Genomic DNA, 21212 nt, shown 5'->3' with positions numbered 1-21212 from the left:
ACAGGCTTACGTTAGAGGGTTGGGCCCGGAGGCAAAGGATAGGGATAAGAAGGAAAGATCCGCGTTTTCGATCTTGCACAGGGAAACAATTTTCCCCTACGTGCGAAATAAGTTTACGGGTAGTTCCTTTTGACGAATAGGTTACCTTGTGGTTTCAACCCACGGATAGCAGTGTGCCGACCGTCGCTCACATTTTGCCTCCGTGCCGAGCTCCTTTAGCGCACGTAAATTTTAAAAATGAAAATCCAGGTCTCACCTATGCTCAAAATGTGGAGCTTGACATTTACGTTCATAGCAGTTCGAATAAAAGAGACTGTCGATTCATTGTGGACAATTCCCCTCTCGGTACAGCGCCATTGCCAGGTAGCCACAATCGAAGTCCCTTTTGGTTACGCGCGTTCGTTACAAAGCGTTAGAGCAAATGTCCGTGACTAATGTTTTGGTGTAACAGAATCTCGTTTAAGCCTACTACCGTCTGTTGGATCGACAAATGGAAGAGCGTATCATCGGCGACTTGTTCATCAAACGCTTCCTCGGCTTCTCCGTCGATTTCTTTGGTTTTTGACACAGCGAAGAATATGTACGATAAAGAGCCACGCCGGGGGGCGGGGCTCTTCTTATTCTACCGGCTTGGACATGAACCCGGTAGGCCAAGCATATATATGGTACAAGATGTTGGGTGGATGCCGGAGTGCTCGTCCAGACAATCCGGCGACTATCGTCATGGGAGGGTGCCGATGAGAAGGGGTTGCTTGCTGTTATTGATCTGTTCGCTGCTCATGATGCATCCGGCGGGTTCCGGCAAGGTCCATGCCGCTCCGGCCGTCTCGGTGCATGCGGAAGCCGCCGCGCTGATCGATGTGAAGTCGGGCCGCATTTTATTCAGCCGGCAAGGAGACAAGCCGATGCGCATCGCCAGCTTGACCAAGATTATGACAGCGATCGTCGCGATCGAGCATGGCGATCTGTCCGACCAAGTCCAGGTGAGCAGAAACGCCTTCGGCAAGGAAGGCTCGTCGATTTATTTGAAGCTGGGTGAGGAGATGAGCCTGCAGCACCTGCTCTACGGCCTGATGCTCCGGTCAGGCAACGATGCCGCGACGGCGATTGCGGAGCATGTGGGGCAGACGCAGGAAGGCTTCGTTCATTTGATGAACGAGAAAGCGAAGATGCTCGGCATGACCGGCACCAGCTTTAAAAATCCTAGCGGGCTGGACGAAGAGGGGCATTACTCCACGGCCCACGATTTGGCCAAGCTGACGGCTTATGCGCTGAAAAATCCGGTTTTTCAGGAAATCGTTCGCACGAAGGTGAAGAAGGTGCCGAACCCGAACGAACCGTGGGATTATTCCTGGACGAACAAGAACAAAATGCTGAGCCTTTACGAGGGAGCAGACGGAGTGAAAACAGGATATACGAAGCTGGCCAAGCGCTGCCTCGTGTCATCCGCCACCCGGGGCGGCCAGCAGCTTGCCGTCGTGACGCTGAACGATCCCGACGATTGGCTCGACCATACGCGGCTGCTCGATTACGGCTTCGCGCATTACCCGCTGCTGCCGCTGGCGGAGAAAGGCAAGCCGCTGGGCAAGGAAGGCTTCGTCGCCGGGGCCGGGTTCGAGTATCCGGCGGAGCAGAGCGAGCGGGAGCAGTTTACGGTCGAAACGTCGCTGAACGATCAGCGCTCGGTCCATTACCGTCTCGGGGAGGTCGGCCGCGCTACCTTCAAACTGGCCGGTCAAACGATTGGCTCTGTGCCGCTCGTTGCTGAGGGCAGCCCGAGACTGCAGCTGAAGGAGCGATCCGCCTTCTCGTTCAGTGAGTCGCAGCGCGATTCCGGATGGGGGCAGCAATGGCTCGATGCAGTGCGGCGGCTGGCCAAGCTGCTGTTTGCGGGCTCCTTGTGACGGAGTGGACGGCATGACGGGCGCAGCGCGGAAGGGAGAGATCACTGATGGTGAATGTTATTTGGCTGTTTTTTCTCGTTGCCGGATTTATTGCCGCAGCGGCCCAAGGGAATATTGAGCTGGTCACGGAGGCGGTCTTCGACGGCGCCAAGAGCGGCGTTACCGTCTGCTTCGGCCTCATCAGTATTATGGTGTTTTGGCTGGGCATCATGCGTATCGCCGAGGATGCGGGCCTCCTGGACAAAATATCGGCCGCCTTGCGTCCGGCCATTCGCTTTCTGTTTCCAAGCGTTCCCAAGGACCACCCCGCTCTCGGCTACATCATGTCCAACATGAGCGCCAATGTGCTGGGGCTCGGCAACGCTGCGACGCCGATGGGCATCAAAGCGATGCAGGAGCTGCAGAAGCTCAACCCGCACAAGGATCAGGCGAGCCCGGCGATGTGCACGCTGCTCGCTTTGAATACGGCCAGCATTACGCTCATTCCGACGACGCTCATCGCCATTCGGATGAACTTTCAATCGGCGAATCCCGCCGACATCGTCGGGACGACGCTGCTGGCGACCTTCATCTCGACGGCGGCGGCCATACTCGTCGACAGATGGTACCGAAGGCGCAGCCATCCGATCGGGCCGGGGAAAGGATGATCGCGCTTGCTGGATTTCGTCAACCTGATTTCGGCGTGGGCCATCCCCGTCATCGTCGTCTTCATTCCGTTATACGCGGCTTACCGCAAGGTGCCGGTCTACGAGTCGTTTGTCGAGGGGGCGAAGGACGGCTTCGATACGGCGATACGCATCATTCCGACTCTGGTAGGGATGATGGTGGCCATCAGCGTGTTTCGCGCGTCGGGGGCGATGGATTTCGTGATCGGCTGGCTGAAGCCGCTCTGCGCCGCGCTCGGCATCCCGAGCGAGGTGCTGCCGCTTGCGCTGCTGCGGCCGATTACCGGCGCAGGCTCGCTGGCCTACACGACCGATCTGATTCAGCAGTTCGGTCCGGACTCCATGATCGGCCGCATCGCCTCGACGATCCAGGGGAGCACCGATACGACGCTGTACGTCATTACGGTGTATTTCGGCGCCGTCGGCATCCGCAAGGCTGCCTACGCCTTGAAAGTCGGACTGATTTCCGATGCGGTCGGCTTTATCGCCTCGATCGTCATCTGTTATTTGGTTTTCGGATAACTGGCGGGAGTGCATTCGTGCATTTCCGCTTTTTACAATGTGGAAGCACCTTTGCTCGCTTCCGGATCGCTGCCAAGGGGAGCGCTTGCTTGACGTTCTCGGCAAACGAGCGCCCCTCTGCAAGCGAACGTCTCTTTGCAAGCGAACGTTTCTCTGCAATTGATCGTCGCCGGCACTTGCGATCTTCGGGCCCGAGCTGCCGGGAATCGGTTGCTCGCTTCGCTAGCCCTTCGAATAGCGCTTCGCTGGCCGTGGGCTCACGTTTGGCCGGGCAGACCTAGTGCAAACCTTAAGCTAACGCAAGCCACAGAGCTTATTTCCCTCAAAACGCTCGATTTGAAATTGTAACGCAAGTGAGCAGCCTTATTTCGCATTTTGGGCTACCCGATTCAGTGTTTTTGGCAAAATAGCGCTTCCCAGTTGCGCTACATTTTAAACAGGGTACGATTCAGCAAAATAGCGTTTGTCACTTGCGTTAGAGATGAGATTGTGATTACCGCCGAATTTTCAAGATAGTCTTCTATGCGGCTTGCGCAGCACCATCAGATGGTGAAAACGGGCCGCCCGCCCTGGGGGCTATTTTCAAGATAGACGCCCATGCCGCTAGCGCAGCACCATCAGAAGATGAAAATGTGCCGCGGCGCACCAAGCGCTATTTTCAAGATAGACGCCTATGACGAGCGATTCCTGTCGTCATCGGTCGTCACCTGCGGTATTGAAATTTTGTCGGCGTATACCGCCAAATTTTCAAGATAGTGAGCAAATGTTGTATTTTGTACAACAAAAACGGGGGGATAAACCGCCATAGCGGCTCAATGTTGCAGAAAGTGCAACATTTCGGGCGATGCTCCTGGCTTTGGGGCCAACTACGCCCAAATTGTTGCACAAAATACAACATTACCCTTCCAATTGCACAAAGAATGCGAAAAATGTTGCATTTTTTGCAGGATTCGCTGCCTTCTGTGCCCGGGTGTGCTCGTGGAGAGGTCCGACGATACGGCGCAAACCAGCCGGCTCAGCCATGCGCCCGGGGAGGAGCAGCGCCATGCGGGATGCGCCCGCCAACGCGGGATGCGCTCGCCGACGCGGGATGCGCCCGCCAACGCGGGATGCGCCCGCTGGCTCGGGATGCGTCCGCCGGCGCGGAATGCGCTCGCCCGACGCGATGTTCGTGCGCGGCCGGCCGCGAAACGATATTCGATGCGGCGGCTTCACCATCGGCGAACAAGGCACATATACTGCATGAAAAACCGTACGAAGAGGTGGTTCCCATGCAGTATTACGGCATCGTTGTTCACCATTCGGCCTGCCCGTCCATCAACGGCAAAGGCTACGATTTTTTTATCGGCAAGGATGGAACCATCGTGCCGGCTTCGGAGCAGACCGACCCTTTGTACATTCATGTTTGCCTCGAAGGGGACTTTTCGCGGCGCCGCGAAGCTTATTCGGCGGAAGAGAAAGAGCAGCTTTTTGTGCTGAGCAAGCTGATCATGAAGCTGTCGGCGACGTTTCGTTTCGAGCAGGACGACATTTTTCCGCATACGATAACGTGCCCGGGCTCGTCGTTCCCGTGGTCCGAGCTTGTGATTTCCCCCGAGGATCGTTATCATTAGCTTGAGGTGAAAATTGATCATGCTGGAACGACTGCAAAAAGTGCTGGCCGAAGCGGGGGTAGCCTCCCGGCGCAAAAGCGAAGAGATGATCCGCGCCGGAAGGGTCGAAGTGAACGGGCAGATCGTAAGGGATATGGGGGTTAAGGTCGATCCGAAGCAGGATGCGATCAAGGTGGACGGCCGCCCGATCCGACAGGAGAAGAAAGTATACGTTCTTTTTAACAAGCCGAAAGGCGTCATTACAAGCGCCTCGGACCCGGAAGGACGCAAGACGGTCGCTTCGTTCTTTACGAACATCCGGGAGCGCATTTACCCTGTCGGGCGGCTCGACTATGATACGGAAGGACTGCTGCTGCTGACCAACGACGGGGAATTCGCCCACCTGCTGACGCATCCGAAACACCATGTGCCGCGTACATACCTGGCGACGGTGAAAGGGGTGCCGCATGGCACGAAGCTGGACAAGCTGCGCAGCGGCATCGAGCTGGAGGACGGCATGACGTCGCCCGCCGAAGCCGAATATTACGATATCGATCTGGACAAGAACGAGGCGGTCATACAAGTCACGATTTACGAAGGCCGCAACCGTCAGGTGCGCAGAATGTTCGAGGCGATCGGCCATCCCGTGCAAAAGCTGAAGCGGATCAAGTTCGGTCCGATTTTGCTCGCCGGCTTGCCTAGAGGCAAATACCGCCACTTGACGGCCGAGGAGATCAAGGAGCTTCGCGCCGCGGCGCTGGAGGCGGGGAAGCGTCCGAATAGCGGCTCATAACCGGTGCTCGCGACTTTTAGCGGCCGCCGGGCGGCGGTCAAGGAGACACACAATATTCAAAAACCGCTCGATCTGCATTGGCAAACTTCGCTATAATGATGGTAGGCTCAACATCCAATCGTTTGAAGGTGTGAAAAGATGGGAAACAATAGAAAATGGGTCCAAATCGCCATCTTCGCCATCATCGTCGCCGTCGGGGCGCTGACGATCGCCAGCAATTTGTTCGCAAACAACGAGAAGCCGTCCGTTGGCGGCAAGGCCCCCCATTTTACGCTCAAGGGCATGGACGGAGCGACCTACGAATTGTCCGATTTGAAGGGCAAGGCGGTTGTGGTCAATTTCTGGGGAACGTTCTGTGAGCCATGCCGCTACGAAATGCCGGCCATTCAGCGGCAGTTCGACAAATGGGACAAGAATAAGGTCGCCTTTCTCGGGGTGAATTTGGGCGAAAGCAAGGTGACGGTCGCCAATTTCATCGAACAATACAAGGTCAGCTTCCCGATTCTGCTCGACGATAATGAGGAGATTCGCAAAAGGTACGGCGTGACGCAGTATCCGACGACGTTCTTCATCGGTCCGGACGGCATAATTTCAGACATTCACAAGGGCGTTATGGACGATGCGATCATCGAGCAAAGGCTCGCGGCGATCACCCAATAACAGCAGCCCGGCAAGTGGTATGCGGGAGGCCGGCAAGCTTCCAGGCCATCTGCCGGGCAATCGCGATAAAGAAGGCTGAAGCAGATATGATTCATAATACGAAATGCGAGTGCGGCCATCAAAATCATACGGGGACGATCCTTTGCGAATCGTGCGGCAAGCCGCTTGCCGACGACAGCGGCACGGCTCCGCTGGAGATGCGCTACGACGGGGTTGCCCGCCGTTCGCAGAAGGAAAATCCGGGATGGCTGGACCGCATCTGGAATTTTTTCTCCTCTGTGCGCAACGCGATCTACATGATCGTCATTACGCTGATCGCCTCTGCGCTCGGCACGATTTATCCGCAGGAAAATACGTTTCTGAACATCGACCCTTCGGTCTATTATAAGGAAACGTACGGCATCTTGGGTCACATCTATTATTTGCTCGGATTGTCGCACACGTTCGAGTCGTGGTGGTTCATTACGTTGCTGTTCATGATCGGGACTTCGCTTGTCATCTGCAGTCTCGACCGGGTGCTGCCGCTGTACCGGGCGCTGTCCAAGCAGCAGATCCGCAAGCACTTCCATTTCATCCTGCGGCAAAAGGTGTCCTTCCAAGAGGCTCTTCCCGCAGGGAAAGCGGGCGCTCCCGCTCCTTCCGAGGAAGCCTGGATCGAGCAGGCCGCTGCCGCGCTGAAGGCCCGGCGCTATCGTGTCCACCGGGAGGGGACGGCCCTGCTCGCCGAGAAGCATCGGTTCAGCCGCTGGGGACCGTACGTCAATCATATCGGTCTCATCATTTTTCTGGCTGCCGTCCTGATGCGCAACATTCCCGGCTGGCACATGGACCAGCACCTGGCTTTTCCCGAGGGGCAGCCGGTGAAAATACCGGAGACGAACTATTATCTGAAGAACGAGAAGTTTACGATCGAATTCTACGAGGAAAGCGAAATGTCCGAGGAGTTCCGCGACCGCGGGCAGCAGGTTCCGAAGCGGTTCGAGACGAAGGCGGTGCTGTACCGCTGCACGGCCGACTGCGACGATCCAGGCAAGCCACCCGTGCTGGAGGAGGTGCACCGGGACGATATTATCGTGAACGAGCCGATGGAGTACAACGGGCTGCTTGCTTACCAGTTCGACTTCGAACAGAACCCGATGCTGCTCTCCGTAAGGCCGAGCCTGAAAGATAAGCGGACCGGCGAAGTGTACGGCAGCTTCGAGCTGTCGATGAGCCGTCCGGCCGAAAGCTATAAGGTGGGCGATTATACGCTGCAGCTCAAAGCCTATTTCCCGGAATTCGGACTCGATGCCTCGGGCACGCCGATCACCTTGTCCAATCAGCCGAAGGCGCCCGCATTTGTCTTCTCGATCACGGGTCCCGGACTGGACCCGACAGGGGAACCGTACATTTATTTTCCGCGTCAGATCGATAAGCAGACGTTCCGCCAAGATACGCTGAACGGCGCGCTGGCAGAGAAGCTGGAGCTGTCCGTAGGCTCGATGGACGATGTCGGCATCTCCGAGTTCGTCAGCTATTTGAACATCCGCGTCGACCGGGCTTTGCCGTACATATGGGTCGGATCGGCGATCTTTATGATCGGCGTGATCATGGGCTTCTACTGGCATCACCGGAGAATATGGCTGCGCATTGACGACGGCGTGCTGTCGCTCGGGGCGCATACGAACAAGAACTGGTTCGGGCTTCGCAAGGAGGTCGCTGAAGTGCTGAACAAAACGGGTTATTCCATCGAACCGAAGCAATTGGACCGGGAGGGAGAACGCAAGTGAGCAGCAGCTCTTTTTTGCTGACAGCGTTTATCATTTACAATATCGCTTTTCTCGGATTCGTCATTTCCGTGGCGGGGCGCAAATTCGCCGTGGACGATCCGGCAGCTTACTCGCGGCGCTGGGGGAATATCAGTCTTGGGCTGACCGTTGCCGGATTCCTGGCGCATGTCGTTTTTTTCATCACCCGATGGGCCGAAGCGGGACATATTCCGACGAGCAACATGTACGAATTCATGACCTTCCTCGGCATGATGACTACGCTGGCGTTCATCGTCTTGTATCTGATTTATCGCGCGGCGGTGTTGGGCATCTTCGCGCTTCCGATCAGCGTCATCATCATCGCCTACGCTTCCGTGTTCCCGCGGGAGGTGCAGCCGCTCATACCGGCGCTGCAGAGCTACTGGCTGAAAATTCACGTCACGACCGCCGCCCTCGGCGAAGCGTTCTTCGCCGTCGGCTTCGCTGCCGGCATCCTGTATCTGCTGCAGGCCGTCGATTTTTCGGCCAAGGACAAGGCCAGCCGCAGGGAACAGCGCGGAGTCGAGTTTACCTTGTTTACGCTGCTTACGGTAATCTCCTTCGTCGTCGCGGTGTTCGGCTTCAATGCGGCCGGATATCATGCCAGCTTCTCGAACGAGGTCACTTATGTGGACAGCAACAAGGTCGAGCAGACGGTGACGCAAACGGTCGAATACGTGCTTCCGCCGATTTTCAAGCCGCATGAGGGGCAGCTGATCGAGATGAAGCCGTTCTTCGGCATGACCGATGCTCCGTTCGAAGCGCCGTCATGGATGGAAGGGTCCAATGCGGGACGCAAGCTGAATACCGTCGTCTGGTCCCTGCTGCTCGGAACGCTGCTGTACGCGCTGCTGCGGCTCGTGCTCCGCAAGTCGCTGGGCGCGGCGCTCCAGCCGCTCACCAAAGGGATGGACAACGAGGATGTCGACGAGATCGGCTACCGCTCGATCGCCATCGGCTATCCGATCTTCACCCTGGGCGCGCTTATTTTTGCCATGATCTGGGCCCATGAAGCATGGGGGCGCTTCTGGGGATGGGACCCCAAGGAAGTATGGGCGCTCATCGTCTGGCTGTTTTACGCCGCCTACCTGCATCTGCGGCTTTCCCGCGGCTGGCAGGGCAAAAAGTCGGCCTGGCTGTCCGTCATTGGCTTTCTCATTGTGATGTTCACGCTGATCGGCGTGAATCTGATCATCGCGGGCTTGCATTCGTACGCGGGCGTCTGATCCGCTCATGCGAGGCGGCCCGCCCGCTTAAGCTCATTACAAAGAAAGAAGGTGCGCTTGTGAGCGATCATCAAATGACTATTCTCGTCGTTGACGATGAAGAACGTATCCGCCGTTTGCTCCGCATGTATTTGGAGAAGGAAAATTATATTATCGACGAAGCAGAGGACGGGGAGACGGCGCTAAAGAAGGCGCTGGACTTCGACTACGATCTTATTTTGCTTGATATTATGCTGCCGGGTATGGACGGCAATGAAGTATGCTCCCGTCTGCGCCAAGTGAAGGCGACGCCCGTCATTATGCTGACGGCGAAGGGCGAGGAATCGAACCGCGTGCAAGGCTTCGAATCGGGGGCCGACGATTATGTCGTCAAGCCGTTCAGCCCGCGCGAAGTGATTTACCGGGTTAAAGCCATTTTGCGCCGCTCGTCCGTTACCGCTTATTTGTCCAAGGAAGCGGCGACAAGCAACAAAATCGTCTTTCCGCATCTGGTCATCGAGCACGACGCTCACCGCGTGACCGCCGGCGGTCAAGAGGTCGCCCTGACGCCGAAGGAATACGAGCTGCTGCATTATTTGGCGATTTCGCCGGACAAAGTGTTCTCCCGCGAGGAGCTGCTGAAGGACGTGTGGAATTACGAATTTTTCGGCGACCTGCGGACCGTAGACACGCATGTGAAGAGACTGAGAGAGAAGCTGAACAAGGTATCCGCCGAGGCCGCTTCCATGATCACGACCGTTTGGGGCGTAGGCTACAAGCTTGAGGTGCCGAAATAACGTGTTTATATTCAAAAGCATCGTAGGAAAGCTATGGATGACGATTATCGGGCTGGTGGCAGTAGTGCTGCTGACACTCGGCCTGTTTTTGTTTCAATATATCGAAACATCGTTCCCGAAATCGCAGGATCAGACGGAAAACATGCGGAAGCTGGCGGCGAAGGTGGCTATCGATTATTCGCTGCATCGGGATATCCCCTCGTACATTCAGCTTGTCAACGAGCTGCTGAGCGCCCAGGAAGCATCCGTAATCGCGATCTCCACCGATTTCAAGCCGCTCGACGTGCCGCTGCCTGTGCCCGAAGGGGTGAGCCCCGAGACCGGCGCGGCGTTCCGCTACAACGACTTTTTTACCGAGCAGGAGCTTGGCGCGGTCTTCGCTGGAGCCTCGATCGACAATCAGACCGGCACGGCCGGAAGGCCCAGGTATGGCGTCAACGGCCAATACACTGCAGTAGCGGTGCCGATCGCAAATGAATCGCAAACGAACATTATCGGCGCCCTTGTGCTGTATCAAGTGACGCAATCGTTTGCCGAAATGCAAAATTATGTGAAAAATTTATTCGTCGTCGTAGGGATCATCGGCTTTTCGATGACGACGTTTTTTGCCTTTTTCTTATCTACGAAAATAACCCAGCCGATCCGGCAGCTGAACAAAGCTGCCGACCTCATGTCCAAAGGGCAGTTCGGCACCCGGGTGCCGACGAACTTCCCGGACGAGATCGGGGAGCTCGGCAAGACGTTCAATCATATGGGCGCCGAGCTGGCCGAGACGATCAAGGCGCTGAACCATGAGAAGGAGCACCTGGCCAGCGTGCTGCGCAGCATGGCCGATGCGGTCATGACGATCGATGCGGATGGCGTCGTTATTTTAACGAATCCGGAAGGAGAGAAGGTGATTCGCGAATGGAATCACCTCGGCTGGGAGCATGACTGGCCGGACGCCGTCGACGGTTCGCTGCCGGAAGCGGGAGAGCAGGAGCAAGAGCCGCCGCTGCCTAAGGTGCCCGGGCCGATGCGGCCGCTGTTCGAAACCGTCATGGCCGATCCGCGGGAGCTGACGTCCAAGCTGAACGTCAAAAGCGAGGTATGGTCGATCGTCATGGCTCCGCTGTATTCGCGCGACGGGGTGCGCGGCGTCGTCGCCGTGCTGCGCAATGTGACGGAAGAGCACCGGCTGGATAAGCTGCGCAAAGACTTCCTGGCCAACGTATCGCACGAGCTCAGAACGCCGCTTTCGATGCTGCAGGGCTACAGCGAAGCGCTGATCGACGATATCGCCGCCTCGCCCGAGGAACGCAAGGAGCTGGCGCAGGTTATTCACGACGAATCGCTGCGCATGGGCAGACTTGTGCGCGATTTGCTCGATCTGGCGAAGATGGAATCGGGCACGATGGAGCTTCATCTGCGGCCGATGGATGTCGGCGTGCTCATTCGCCGCGTGCACCGCAAATTCGCGGCGCTCGCCAAGGAGCACAGCTTGACGCTTGTGTGCGATCTACTTGGCAGCGAGCATTATATGTGCAATGCGGATGAAGACCGGATGGAGCAGGTGCTGACCAATCTGCTGGACAACGCCATACGCCATACGCCGCCGGGCAAGTCGATCACCATGCGCGCGGAGAGTGAGCTGCGCAGCGGCCGGCGCATGGTTCGCATCGATGTCAGCGATCAGGGGCAGGGCATTCCGGCGGAGGACGTGCCTTACATTTTCGAGCGCTTCTACAAGGCCGACAAGGCGCGTACGCGCGGCGTATCCGGCGGCACGGGACTCGGGCTGTCGATCGCTAAAAACATCATCGAGGCCCATCAGGGCGACGCGCAAGTCAAAAGCCAGGTAGGGCAAGGCACGACGTTCAGCATCTTCCTGCCGCAGCTGGACGAAAATGCGTGAAGATATGACAAATCGCGCCTTCTCCAAACAAGAAGAGCTTCCGATTCGACCTCGGCGGTCGAACGGAAGCTCTTGTTTTTGTTGAAAAAACGAGGATAATCTTGTTGTTCGTGAAACAATTACAGCGTAAGCTCCTGCACTTGAATCAGCTCGGGCAGTTTCGCCAGCTCTGCGATCACTTCTTTCGGCGTCGATTTGTCCGTCGTCAGCACCATGATCGCGGAACCGCCGACGACCTTGCGGCCAACCTGCATCGTGGCGATGTTCACGTCGTTTGTGCCGAGCAGCGTGCCGACTTTGCCGATAATGCCCGGGCGGTCGTTATGCGAGATCAGGAGCAGATGCCCTTCCGGCGAAATGTCGACAGGATATTGGTCGATCTGCACGACGCGCTCGCCGTAGCCCGAAAGCAGCGTGCCGGAGAGCTTGCGCTCTGTGTTCTTCGTCTTGAGCGTAACCGACAGCAGGTTCGTGAACGTTTGGCTGGCCGCCGATTTTTGCACGACGACGTTGACGCCGCGGGACTTCGCCACATGGATGGCATTGACGATGTTCACGCCTTCCAGCTGCTTGCTCAGCACGCCTTGAACGATATAGCGGGTGAGCGGGGACGTATCCACATCGATCAGTTCTCCGGAATACGAGACGATAATTTCGCTGACGGCCTCGTCGACGATTTGGCCGGCGAACGAACCGAGCTTCGCTCCGAGATGGAAATAAGGCTGCAGCTTGTTCATGACGTCAGCCGGTACAGGCGGCATATTGACGGCATTTTTGAACGGTTCATTGCGCAGGATGTGCAGCACTTCCTCCGACACGTCGATGGCCACGTTCTCCTGCGCCTCCACTGTGGATGCGCCGAGGTGCGGAGTGACGACGATTTTCGGGTTGTTCAGGAAAGGATGCTCCGGACGCGGCGGTTCCTCCTCGAAGACGTCGAAGGCCGCTCCGGCGACGATGCCCTTATCGATCGCTTCCACGAGCGCCTGCTCGTCGATAATGCCGCCGCGGGCGCAGTTGATAATGCGCACGCCCTTCTTCATGATCTCGAACTGCGGACGGGAGATCATGTGCCGCGTTTCGCTTGTCAGCGGGGTATGCACTGTAATGAAATCGGCCACCCGGCAAATCTCGTCAACCGTGCCCATCTTGACGCCGAGCTTCTCCGCTCTTTCTTCCGTCAGGAACGGGTCGAAGCCGTATACGTCCATGCCGAACGCTTTGGCCCGCTTGGCTACCTCGCTGCCGATCCGGCCCATGCCGAGCACCCCGAGCACCTTGTTGCGCAGCTCGACGCCGACGAACGACTTGCGGTCCCATTCGCCGCCGGTCGTCTTCTTGTACGCCTGGGGAATGGAACGGGCTGTCGACATCATCATGGCGAAGGTCAGCTCGCAGGTAGCGATCGTATTGCCGTCAGGCGCATTGATGACGATGATGCCGCGCTTGGTCGCCGCATCCAGATCGATGTTGTCAACGCCGACGCCGGCGCGGCCGACGACCTTCAGCTTAGGGGCGGCTTCCATCACGCGCGCCGTCACTTTTGTCGCGCTGCGCACAAGCAGCGCGTCATACTGGTCGATGATGGCGATGAGCTCATCCTCGGACAAGCCTTGTTTTTTCTCCACCGTCACATCCGGGGCGTCGTAAAGCAGCTGAATCCCCTGATCGCTGATTCCGTCCATGACCAATACCTTGAACATGTTTGCAGTACCTCCCAATTTTATGCCTTGCGTATTTGTGTATGGCGGCAACAAAAAAACTCCTCATCTCCCCATACGTCAGCCGTATGCAAGGGACGAAGAGCTCGCTTCGTGGTGCCACCCTAATTCACCGCCCGTTCGCACGGACGGCCTCGCTTGGTCCGCTGCGAGCGGACCGGGACTTGTAACGGTATCCAACCGGCTGCATCTAATGCCTTGTGCAGGGTTCAACGCAGCGACTCCGGAGTGCTCCGCATATCTTTACTTGCGACCGGTTCGCACCAACCACCGGCTCTCTGGCGCTTTCAAACGAAATGCTTGTCTCCGTCATCGTCTTGTAACGAATGAAAATTTTTCATAAGCGTACCATGTCCGTTTCCCCGTTGTCAATAGATGCCGCCGGGAATTGCGTTTATGAAATTTTTGTGAAACCATCTCGAGCGGGGAAAGCCTTCGCGAGCCCGGGATCGCCTTGCCGGAAGGCGGGAAATCCGGTATGCTGTTGGCGTGCAATGCCTTAGGGTCGGAAAGGGGGAATTTACTCATGGAAACGTTCGATTCGATGAAGCCGGCGGATTTTTTGCGCATGCTGGAAGAAGAAGGGCTGGGAGAAGCGCTGTTCATCGATGTGCGGGAGCCGTGGGAATGGGAATACTACCGGCTGGACGAAGCGCAGCTCATGCCGATGAATACAATCCCTGCCCGTCTTAACGAGCTGCCCAGAGACCGGACCATTTATGTCGTCTGCGCACACGGCGTCCGCAGCGAGCATGTCTGCAGCTATCTTCACCGCCAAGGCTTCGCGAGCCTGGTCAATGTGGAAGGCGGCATGGCCGCGCTGGCGCAGCTGCGAGGGTTTGCCTACGACTAGGCCCTTTGACCGGCGCTGCGGCAATAGAAAAGAGCCGTTTCCGAAGGAGACAAATTGGCCTTCGGAAGCGGCCCGTTTGCACAAGTTCAAACAGCTATTCCCGGACACGGTCCGGCTTACTCTGTATAAAAAGGCAACTGCGGCAGCGTTTCGCCTGCATACCGGCTCTTGTAGCGCATGAAATCGCCGGGACGGACCGCATCGGTCGCAATCAGCAGCTCAAGCACTTGACCTACCTCCGTGAGGTTCATCCTGGACGCCTGCCCGGAGGCGATCAATTCGTCGGCGCGGCTGACCGCGTCGTGCGGCGTAAAAGGGTGGAACGCTTTCTGTCTGACGAGCCATTGGGCGACGTAATCGGCTTTCATATTGAACCCGAGCCCGTTCCAGTCCTGGAAAGCGAGCGGCTGCTCCGGAGCCGGGGCGCTCGGCAGGGCGGCCTGCGATTCGTTCCATTTGACAATGGCGGCGTAAAATCGCTCTTCCGCCTTGAGCGCAAGCGACTTGGCTTCCGTCAAATGCGGATCGGCCGTCAACAGCCCGACCAGCGCGGAGGCCGGCGCCGCGTCTGCCTTCGAATAGGCCCCGTCAAGCCCCTCGGCGAACAGCTTGAGACTTCGTCGGTAGTCGGCCAGCGCATCGGCAAGCAGCGGGGACGACGCGGGCATCGATTTTTTGCCAAGCTCGTCGTATTTGTCTGCGGCCAGCTTCGACAATTGTTTCAAAATCCGCGAAGCGTCGGCTTCAGGAGCGGCTGCAAGCTCGCTCATGCTGTCGAACCAACGCTGATGAAATTCCCTGTAAGGCTGATAAATGGTATGATAGAAGGAAACCAGATACTGCTGCTGATAGGCGTTCAGCGTATCGTCCTGCGCGCCCAGCTTCGCAAGTAGGACTTCGTACCTGGCAGAAGCTTTCTCGTTGCCCAGCTTCAAGCCGAAAAAGAAGGCGCCCAAGGCGGCGACCAGCATGAAAATGAACAGAAGAACGAATAAATAGTCGGATTGTGTCAGACGTTTTTCCATTGCCTAGAGCTCCTTGTCGCGGTTATTTCTGCCTTAATGGATAGTATAGGCTATAATTTCTTGTTCGCATAGGACTAATTGCTTATAAAAAGGAATAATTTTATGAAAAAAATTGATTTTAGTCGTTTCAGGCTAAAAAAGGCCGACATCCACGAGCTGGATGACCGCATGCTTTTGCTCAATTTATACATGACTCAATTGGTTGTTCTGCTGATCGCGGGCATTATTTTTCTGTTTCAAAAGCCGGATTTCAAAGCGATGCTCAGCTTGCGGCCTGGCGCGCAAATTCTCATATGGGGCCTCGGGTTTGCATGGATCGTTCTTGCTGTCGAGCTGCTGATTTTCCGCTGGGTGCCCGAAGAGGTGGCGGATGACGGAGGGATTAACGAAAAGCTGTTTGCCCGCCGTCCGCTGTGGCATATCGTCTGGATTTGCCTGTTCGTATCGATCTGCGAGGAGTTGCTGTTCCGCGGCGCCATTCAGGCGGCCTGGGGCCCGTATTGGACGAGCATATTGTTCGCCGCCATTCACGTGCGGTATCTGCGGCACTGGTTGATGACGGGGCTCGTTTTTTCGATCAGCTACGGGCTCGGCTGGATTTACTTGCGGACCGGCTCTTTATGGACGCCGATCGCGGCCCATTTTGCAATTGATTTGGTCATGGGGTGCATACTGCGCTACAGGCGCGAATGACGGGCGTATGCTTCGTCACCCGGCCGTCCCCTTTCAGTTGCGATAGACGCCTATGACGAGCGCTTCCTGTCGTCATCGGTCGTCACCTGCGGTGTTGAGAATTCAGCTTGCAGGCTAAGCTGATTTTTCAAGATAGGAGAGAAGACAAGCTATGGCATCTGGAAAGAAAGCCTTCGACAACCAACTTGAGCCTCCTGTTCATGCAGCGGGTTCCGGAACGGGTCCGGAACTTGACGAGCACTTCCTGCCTCCGCGCAGCACGGTGCACCCGCCGGAAAGCGAGAAATGGGTGCGGTTTTTTTACCGCCCGCTTGTATGGCTGCTTGTTATTCTGGTGGCTGGTCTGGTCGTATGGGGCTGGCAGATAATGGGCGCCTAGAGACCGCCGAACGCCGGATTCCTGATTTTATAATGCATGCACCTATGGAAGATCGCCGACAATATAAACGGAACTCATCAAATTCGATGGAGGAATGGACATGAGAATAGGTGCATTTCTGCTTGGCGGATTGGCCGGCGCTGCGGCGGTTATGTATTTCTCCGGAAGAAAACCGGCCATGCTGTCGGCTCTCATGGGCAAATACAAAGCCGGCAACAAGCAGGCGGACGCGACGGACAAGGCGGCTCCCGCGCCGGCTCCATCCGGCGGCCAGCAGGCAAGCACGGGGTCCAATCTCGGCAAAATTCAATCGATAATTAACCAGGACCCCGGCCTCAAGGTGCAGATCGGAGAAATTTTATCGCAAAAAAACAAAGAGGAATTGAAGCCGATCCAGTAATCCAAGCTGCGATGGCGTAATCGACGCAAACCCCGTTCGCGCGGCGTTTGCGTCTTTTTGCTAGAACGGGCCAAAAACCGTTCTTTTCTTGTTTACTTGTGATATAATAGTCGTATAATCGGATACAAGCCGTTTGAAGGTGGCTCACCAATATTAGCCTATCTTCATAAGCTGTTAGTACAGTCGGTAAGGGAGGAATCCAGTATGAAGATGGAGCGTTTGAGTCAGGACAAGATACGGATTTTCCTCACATTCGATGACTTGACGGAGCGAGGCATCCACAAGGACGACATGTGGAGAGAAATTCCGAAAGTCCATGAGCTGTTCAGCGAGATGATGGACCAAGCCTATACGGAGCTCGGGTTTGACGCTACGGGGCCGCTGGCCGTGGAAGTGCTGACGATGCCTGCGCAGGGGATGGTCGTCATCGTGACGCGGAGCAAGATGGATTTCAACCATGCCGACGATCTTGACGAGGAGCTGGAAGAGGTCTACGAGCTTGAAGTCACCATGGATGAGACAGATGAAATCACGTATGCTTTTCACGACTTTGAAGAACTGCTGCGGGCGGCGAAGACGGTCAATCCGCTGCTCGTCGACGGCGGCACGCTTTATTCATATAAAAACCAATGGATTTTGAAGCTCGGCGCGGAAGGGATGGATGAGAAGCGGCTTCATGCCGTCGTGGCGGTGCTGTCCGAATTCGGCGAGGCGACCTCGCTCACCGCTGCGGTATTGGAGGAATACGGCAAGCTCATTATCGAATCCGATGCTGTCAAGGTGCTTTGCGACAAATTTTAAGCTCCGCTCGCTCGAAGGTTTAGGCGCACGCGATCAAGCATTCCGAGAAAAACGCGAGTTTTTGTGGAATGCTTTTTTTGCGGTAGGAGGCGGACGCTGCGAAACGAGCGGGAAGTGACGAATGGCAGCGGTGCAGGAGTGCAAGAATACAATCGATTGCTACTTGAGCAAAGGGTGGTTTTCATGGCGGAGAACTTGAACGTGCTGCAATCGACTCAATACATTATCGAGCAAGCCCTTACCCGGCTCGGATATTCCGACGGGATGGTTCAATTGTTGAAGGAGCCGATGCGCGTGCTCACGGTGCGCATCCCGGTGCGGATGGACGACGATTCGGTGCAGGTGTTCACCGGCTACCGAGCGCAGCATAACGATGCGGTCGGCCCGACCAAAGGCGGCGTCCGCTTTCACCCCGATGTGACAGAGGACGAGGTGAAGGCGCTGTCGATCTGGATGAGCTTGAAATGCGGCATTGTCGACCTTCCGTACGGCGGAGGCAAAGGCGGAATCGTATGCGATCCGAGACAGATGTCCTTTCGCGAGCTGGAGCGTCTCAGCCGCGGCTACGTCCGGGCGATCAGCCAGATCGTCGGCCCGACCAAGGATATTCCGGCACCGGACGTCATGACGAACTCGCAAATCATGGCCTGGATGATGGATGAATACAGCCGCATCCGGGAATTCGACGCCCCCGGCTTCATTACGGGGAAACCGCTTGTGCTCGGCGGCTCGCACGGCAGGGAGACGGCCACGGCCAGAGGCGTGACGATCATGATCAACGAGGCGCTGAAGAAGAAAGGAATTCATCTGAAAGACGCGCGGGTGATCATTCAAGGCTTCGGCAACGCCGGCAGCTATTTGGCCAAATTCATGCACGACGCGGGAGCGAAGGTCGTCGGCATTTCCGACGTTTACGGCGGCCTGTACGACAAGGATGGGCTCGATATCGAATATTTGCTGGATCGGCGCGATTCGTTCGGCACGGTGACGAAGCTGTTCAAGAATACGCTGTCGAACCGGGAGTTTTTGGAGCAGGAATGCGATATTTTGGTGCCCGCGGCGATCGAGAACCAGATTACGGCAGACAATGCAGACCGCATTCGGGCGTCCATTGTCGTAGAAGCGGCCAACGGTCCGACGACGCTGGAGGCGACGCGCATCTTGACCGAACGGGGCGTGCTGATCGTTCCGGATGTGCTGGCCAGCGCCGGGGGCGTTGTCGTTTCGTATTTCGAATGGGTTCAGAACAATCAAGGATATTATTGGACAGAAGCCGAAGTACTTTCCAGATTGCAAGAAGTGATGGAAAAAGCCTTTGAAAATGTCTATAATGTTCATATAACGAGAAATGTCGATATGCGTCTGGCCGCCTATATGGTCGGCGTTCGGAAGATGGCCGAGGCCGCAAGGTTCCGCGGTTGGGTGTAGGCTGCAGCTTTGGAGCGCGTACGGTTCGGCGCATCGTAATCCGGCACCGCCCGACTACATAAGCTGCCGCGGATATATCGAAGGACGCCTATGACGGGCGATAACCTTCGTCGTCGGCTGTCACCTGCGGTATTGAAAATTGAGCGTTTGGATACCGCAGAAATTTTCAAGATAGACACCTATGACGAGCGATTCCTTTCGTCATCGGTCGTCACCTTCGGTGTTGAAAAATTCGCAGGAGGGTTCCGTCCAATTTTTCAAGATAGACGCCTATGCCGCTGGCGCAGCACCATCAGAAGATGAAAATGAGCTGCGGGCCCTGGGCTATTTTCAAGATAGACGCCTATGACGAGCGTTTCCTATTGTCATCGGTCGTCACCTGCGGTATTGAAATTTTGTCGGCGTATACCGCCAAATTTTCAAGATAGGAGGGGACACATGAGCGTCTTGTCTGTCCTGATGGCGGCAATTGCGCCCGGTGTCGCACTGCTGTCTTATTTTTATTTGAAGGACCGTTACGATACCGAACCGATCTCCCTCGTGCTTCGCGTATTCTTGTTCGGCGTGCTGCTCGTATTCCCTGTCATGGTGCTGCAGCGGGCGTTCGTGCAAGGGCTGGGCGACAATCCTTTCGTCTTTTCGTTCGTGATCTCCGCTGGTCTGGAAGAGTTTTTGAAATGGTTTATCATCTATTTTACGATTTACAAGCATACGTCGTTTGACGAGCCTTACGACGGCATCGTGTATGCGGTGGCGGTGTCGCTGGGCTTCGCAACGCTGGAAAACATATTCTACGCTTTTCTGCATTCGGCCAACTTTTCCTCCTTAATGATTCGGGCGCTGCTGCCGGTATCGGGGCATGCCATGTTCGGCGTTTTGATGGGCTACCATCTCGGAAGAGCGAAGCTCGCGCCCGAAACGACGGCCAGACGGCATTTGCTGCTTTCCTTGATGCAGCCGATCTTCTGGCACGGCGTCTTTGACTATATTCTCATGACGACCAGCACGTACTGGATCTGGTTCATGGTGCCGCTGATGGTATATTTATGGCTGCGCAGCCTGTGGAAGGTGAACCGGGCCAATGCCAAGTCGCCGCTTCGCATCGCCTCCCGTGACGACCGGGTTAAAATTTGATTCGTTTGTCCATACTGGGATTATCAATCCTGTCTGATGATAATGGAAATGACCAGTCCGAAGGCGACGATCGATGGCGAAGGATACGTTCGTCATAGGCTCGTCAATTTCGCGCGACAAATGGAGGGAAGCTATGACGGTCGTACCAGAGCGGGTGAAGGTGACGATTCGGTGCAAATCGTGCGGCGAGCGGTTTATTTTGAAAGGCCGCAGAGAGAAAGGCAGAATCGATACCGGCTTCAAGCAATGCATATGCAATAACGATACGGATTTCGAGATCGAACCGAATGAGCTGTAACCGGATCTCTATCAGGCTGTCCCGTCCCATGGCGGGGCGGTTTTTTATCTTTACAAAGGCGCTGGCGAGCCGAATTTGCGGCCTCCCATTCGCTGGATCGAACAGGCCGCCAAAAGCATCCTGCCGAGTAACGAGAAGGGTGCCGAAGGGAGAGGCGCCTATGACGAGCGATTCCTTACGCCACCCGTCGTCACCTGCGGCAACTGAACATTTGGTCGGCGGACTACCGCTGAGTTTCCAAGAGTGCCAACAAATGCTGTATTTTGTACAACAAAAACGGAGGGATAACCCGCATCAGCGCCTCAAAGTTGTAAAGAATGCAACATTTCGGGCGATATTCCCCGGTTTGAAGCCCGCAGCGCCCAAATTGTTGCACATAATACAACGCGCGCCTAGCCAAGCTAGGCATAACTAACCGGTGCAAGTCCGGTCGGGGTAAAGGCCAAGCTGCCCCGTAGCTAGCAGGCAGGCGTCGGAGAAATCCGGCGTCTGAAGCCCTGTGAAAAGCTCCGCAAAAGGCGGAAGGAAGCAAACTTGCAGGCCGTAACATCAAGTGAATCCTGCCGCATCGTGAAAATATCAACCCGAAAGGGACAAGAGGAAGCCGAGCCGCGGTTGTATCGGCGAAGGCCATGGAACGCGTGAAGAACTTGGATGAGCA

The 21212-nt window shown here is 56.2% G+C and carries 21 protein-coding genes and 1 other annotated feature; of the genes, 19 read left to right on the top strand and 2 right to left on the bottom strand.

Features of this window, described 5'->3' with window-relative positions; all coding sequences use genetic code 11:
• Positions 1-737 precede the first annotated feature (737 nt).
• From F591_RS0123690 to F591_RS0123645, 10 genes are all read left to right on the top strand, one after another.
• Positions 738-1904: a D-alanyl-D-alanine carboxypeptidase family protein gene (locus F591_RS0123690; protein ID WP_026326853.1), complete on the top strand. Its 1167-nt coding sequence runs from the start codon at positions 738-740 to the stop codon at positions 1902-1904.
• A 47-nt stretch (positions 1905-1951) separates the two neighbouring features.
• Complete coding sequence (locus tag F591_RS0123685; RefSeq protein ID WP_019537090.1) at positions 1952-2551, top strand: nucleoside recognition domain-containing protein; 600 nt, start codon at positions 1952-1954, stop codon at positions 2549-2551.
• 6 nt (positions 2552-2557) lie between these two features.
• Positions 2558-3091: a spore maturation protein gene (locus F591_RS0123680; protein WP_019537089.1), complete on the top strand. Its 534-nt coding sequence runs from the start codon at positions 2558-2560 to the stop codon at positions 3089-3091.
• Positions 3092-4362: 1271 nt separating this feature from the next.
• On the top strand, positions 4363-4704 hold the full coding sequence (locus tag F591_RS0123675; protein WP_026326852.1) for a peptidoglycan recognition protein family protein: 342 nt from the start codon (positions 4363-4365) through the stop codon (positions 4702-4704).
• A gap of 22 nt (positions 4705-4726) precedes the next feature.
• Positions 4727-5476 carry a pseudouridine synthase gene (locus tag F591_RS0123670; protein ID WP_026326851.1) on the top strand — a complete coding sequence of 250 codons (750 nt, stop codon included), beginning with the start codon at positions 4727-4729 and terminating at the stop codon, positions 5474-5476.
• A 138-nt stretch (positions 5477-5614) separates the two neighbouring features.
• Positions 5615-6136 (top strand): thiol-disulfide oxidoreductase ResA, encoded by a 522-nt coding sequence (gene resA / locus F591_RS0123665; RefSeq protein ID WP_019537086.1) that lies wholly within the window; start codon positions 5615-5617, stop codon positions 6134-6136.
• A gap of 86 nt (positions 6137-6222) precedes the next feature.
• Positions 6223-7905, top strand: coding sequence for a cytochrome c biogenesis protein ResB (resB, locus tag F591_RS0123660; protein ID WP_019537085.1), 1683 nt, complete (start codon positions 6223-6225; stop codon positions 7903-7905).
• Positions 7902-9149, top strand: coding sequence for a cytochrome c biogenesis protein CcsA (ccsA, locus tag F591_RS0123655; RefSeq protein WP_019537084.1), 1248 nt, complete (start codon positions 7902-7904; stop codon positions 9147-9149). Before resB ends, ccsA begins: the two co-directional genes overlap by 4 nt.
• Before the next feature lie 74 nt (positions 9150-9223).
• Positions 9224-9925 carry a response regulator transcription factor gene (locus F591_RS0123650; protein ID WP_211217622.1) on the top strand — a complete coding sequence of 234 codons (702 nt, stop codon included), beginning with the start codon at positions 9224-9226 and terminating at the stop codon, positions 9923-9925.
• Between the two features lies 1 nt (position 9926).
• A complete protein-coding gene (locus F591_RS0123645; protein ID WP_019537082.1) occupies positions 9927-11819 on the top strand; it encodes a HAMP domain-containing sensor histidine kinase in 1893 nt (630 codons plus the stop codon).
• Positions 11820-11938: 119 nt separating this feature from the next.
• On the opposite strand, the gene serA is transcribed toward F591_RS0123645, so the two are convergent.
• Positions 11939-13522, bottom strand: a complete 1584-nt coding sequence (gene serA / locus F591_RS0123640; protein ID WP_019537081.1) for a phosphoglycerate dehydrogenase — start codon at positions 13520-13522, stop codon at positions 11939-11941.
• Positions 13523-13610: 88 nt separating this feature from the next.
• Positions 13611-13862, bottom strand: a binding site (T-box leader).
• Positions 13863-14066: 204 nt separating this feature from the next.
• Here serA and F591_RS0123635 point away from each other — a divergent pair.
• Entirely contained in the window at positions 14067-14393 is a 327-nt protein-coding gene (locus F591_RS0123635) for a rhodanese-like domain-containing protein (protein WP_019537080.1), read from the top strand.
• 116 nt (positions 14394-14509) lie between these two features.
• Here the strand turns inward: F591_RS0123635 and F591_RS0123630 are convergent, their stop codons facing one another.
• Positions 14510-15418 carry a hypothetical protein gene (locus F591_RS0123630; RefSeq protein ID WP_019537079.1) on the bottom strand — a complete coding sequence of 303 codons (909 nt, stop codon included), beginning with the start codon at positions 15416-15418 and terminating at the stop codon, positions 14510-14512.
• 102 nt (positions 15419-15520) lie between these two features.
• Between F591_RS0123630 and F591_RS0123625 the strand changes: the two genes are divergently transcribed.
• The 8 genes from F591_RS0123625 to F591_RS32135 all read left to right on the top strand — a co-directional run bounded on the left by F591_RS0123625 (position 15521) and on the right by F591_RS32135 (position 20551).
• Positions 15521-16111: a CPBP family intramembrane glutamic endopeptidase gene (locus tag F591_RS0123625; RefSeq protein ID WP_019537078.1), complete on the top strand. Its 591-nt coding sequence runs from the start codon at positions 15521-15523 to the stop codon at positions 16109-16111.
• Between the two features lie 151 nt (positions 16112-16262).
• Positions 16263-16490, top strand: coding sequence for a hypothetical protein (locus F591_RS0123620; protein ID WP_019537077.1), 228 nt, complete (start codon positions 16263-16265; stop codon positions 16488-16490).
• Positions 16491-16590: 100 nt separating this feature from the next.
• Complete coding sequence (locus F591_RS0123615; protein WP_019537076.1) at positions 16591-16890, top strand: hypothetical protein; 300 nt, start codon at positions 16591-16593, stop codon at positions 16888-16890.
• A gap of 204 nt (positions 16891-17094) precedes the next feature.
• The gene (locus F591_RS0123610) at positions 17095-17691 is read left to right on the top strand and encodes a genetic competence negative regulator (protein WP_019537075.1); all 597 of its coding nucleotides are present in this window, start codon (positions 17095-17097) and stop codon (positions 17689-17691) included.
• A 183-nt stretch (positions 17692-17874) separates the two neighbouring features.
• Positions 17875-19119 carry a Glu/Leu/Phe/Val family dehydrogenase gene (locus tag F591_RS0123605; RefSeq protein ID WP_019537074.1) on the top strand — a complete coding sequence of 415 codons (1245 nt, stop codon included), beginning with the start codon at positions 17875-17877 and terminating at the stop codon, positions 19117-19119.
• A 90-nt stretch (positions 19120-19209) separates the two neighbouring features.
• Complete coding sequence (locus F591_RS31740; protein WP_156829684.1) at positions 19210-19422, top strand: hypothetical protein; 213 nt, start codon at positions 19210-19212, stop codon at positions 19420-19422.
• A 135-nt stretch (positions 19423-19557) separates the two neighbouring features.
• The gene (prsW, locus tag F591_RS0123595; protein ID WP_019537072.1) at positions 19558-20253 is read left to right on the top strand and encodes a glutamic-type intramembrane protease PrsW; all 696 of its coding nucleotides are present in this window, start codon (positions 19558-19560) and stop codon (positions 20251-20253) included.
• Between the two features lie 133 nt (positions 20254-20386).
• Complete coding sequence (locus tag F591_RS32135) at positions 20387-20551, top strand: hypothetical protein (RefSeq protein ID WP_169445881.1); 165 nt, start codon at positions 20387-20389, stop codon at positions 20549-20551.
• The last annotated feature ends 661 nt before the right edge of the window (positions 20552-21212 follow it).

It is taken from the genome of Paenibacillus ginsengihumi DSM 21568 (assembly GCF_000380965.1).
In the GTDB taxonomy this organism is placed as follows: Bacteria; Bacillota; Bacilli; order Paenibacillales; family NBRC-103111; genus Paenibacillus_G; species Paenibacillus_G ginsengihumi.
Note: the sequence above shows the minus strand (reverse complement) of the source record. Positions and strands in the feature narration are given on the sequence as shown.

What these genes read in the sequence shown, in the direction of transcription:
- F591_RS0123690 (WP_026326853.1), top strand. Translation starts at nt 738, where the DNA reads ATGAGAAGGGGTTGCTTGCTGTTATTGATCTGTTCGCTGCTCATGATG.
- F591_RS0123685 (WP_019537090.1), top strand. Translation starts at nt 1,952, where the DNA reads ATGGTGAATGTTATTTGGCTGTTTTTTCTCGTTGCCGGATTTATTGCC.
- F591_RS0123675 (WP_026326852.1), top strand. Translation starts at nt 4,363, where the DNA reads ATGCAGTATTACGGCATCGTTGTTCACCATTCGGCCTGCCCGTCCATC.
- resA (WP_019537086.1), top strand. Translation starts at nt 5,615, where the DNA reads ATGGGAAACAATAGAAAATGGGTCCAAATCGCCATCTTCGCCATCATC.
- resB (WP_019537085.1), top strand. Translation starts at nt 6,223, where the DNA reads ATGATTCATAATACGAAATGCGAGTGCGGCCATCAAAATCATACGGGG.
- F591_RS0123650 (WP_211217622.1), top strand. Translation starts at nt 9,224, where the DNA reads ATGACTATTCTCGTCGTTGACGATGAAGAACGTATCCGCCGTTTGCTC.
- serA (WP_019537081.1), bottom strand. Translation starts at nt 13,522, where the DNA reads ATGTTCAAGGTATTGGTCATGGACGGAATCAGCGATCAGGGGATTCAG.
- F591_RS0123635 (WP_019537080.1), top strand. Translation starts at nt 14,067, where the DNA reads ATGGAAACGTTCGATTCGATGAAGCCGGCGGATTTTTTGCGCATGCTG.
- F591_RS0123630 (WP_019537079.1), bottom strand. Translation starts at nt 15,418, where the DNA reads ATGGAAAAACGTCTGACACAATCCGACTATTTATTCGTTCTTCTGTTC.
- F591_RS0123625 (WP_019537078.1), top strand. Translation starts at nt 15,521, where the DNA reads ATGAAAAAAATTGATTTTAGTCGTTTCAGGCTAAAAAAGGCCGACATC.
- F591_RS0123620 (WP_019537077.1), top strand. Translation starts at nt 16,263, where the DNA reads ATGGCATCTGGAAAGAAAGCCTTCGACAACCAACTTGAGCCTCCTGTT.
- F591_RS0123615 (WP_019537076.1), top strand. Translation starts at nt 16,591, where the DNA reads ATGAGAATAGGTGCATTTCTGCTTGGCGGATTGGCCGGCGCTGCGGCG.
- F591_RS0123610 (WP_019537075.1), top strand. Translation starts at nt 17,095, where the DNA reads ATGAAGATGGAGCGTTTGAGTCAGGACAAGATACGGATTTTCCTCACA.
- F591_RS0123605 (WP_019537074.1), top strand. Translation starts at nt 17,875, where the DNA reads ATGGCGGAGAACTTGAACGTGCTGCAATCGACTCAATACATTATCGAG.
- F591_RS31740 (WP_156829684.1), top strand. Translation starts at nt 19,210, where the DNA reads ATGACGGGCGATAACCTTCGTCGTCGGCTGTCACCTGCGGTATTGAAA.
- prsW (WP_019537072.1), top strand. Translation starts at nt 19,558, where the DNA reads ATGAGCGTCTTGTCTGTCCTGATGGCGGCAATTGCGCCCGGTGTCGCA.
- F591_RS32135 (WP_169445881.1), top strand. Translation starts at nt 20,387, where the DNA reads ATGACGGTCGTACCAGAGCGGGTGAAGGTGACGATTCGGTGCAAATCG.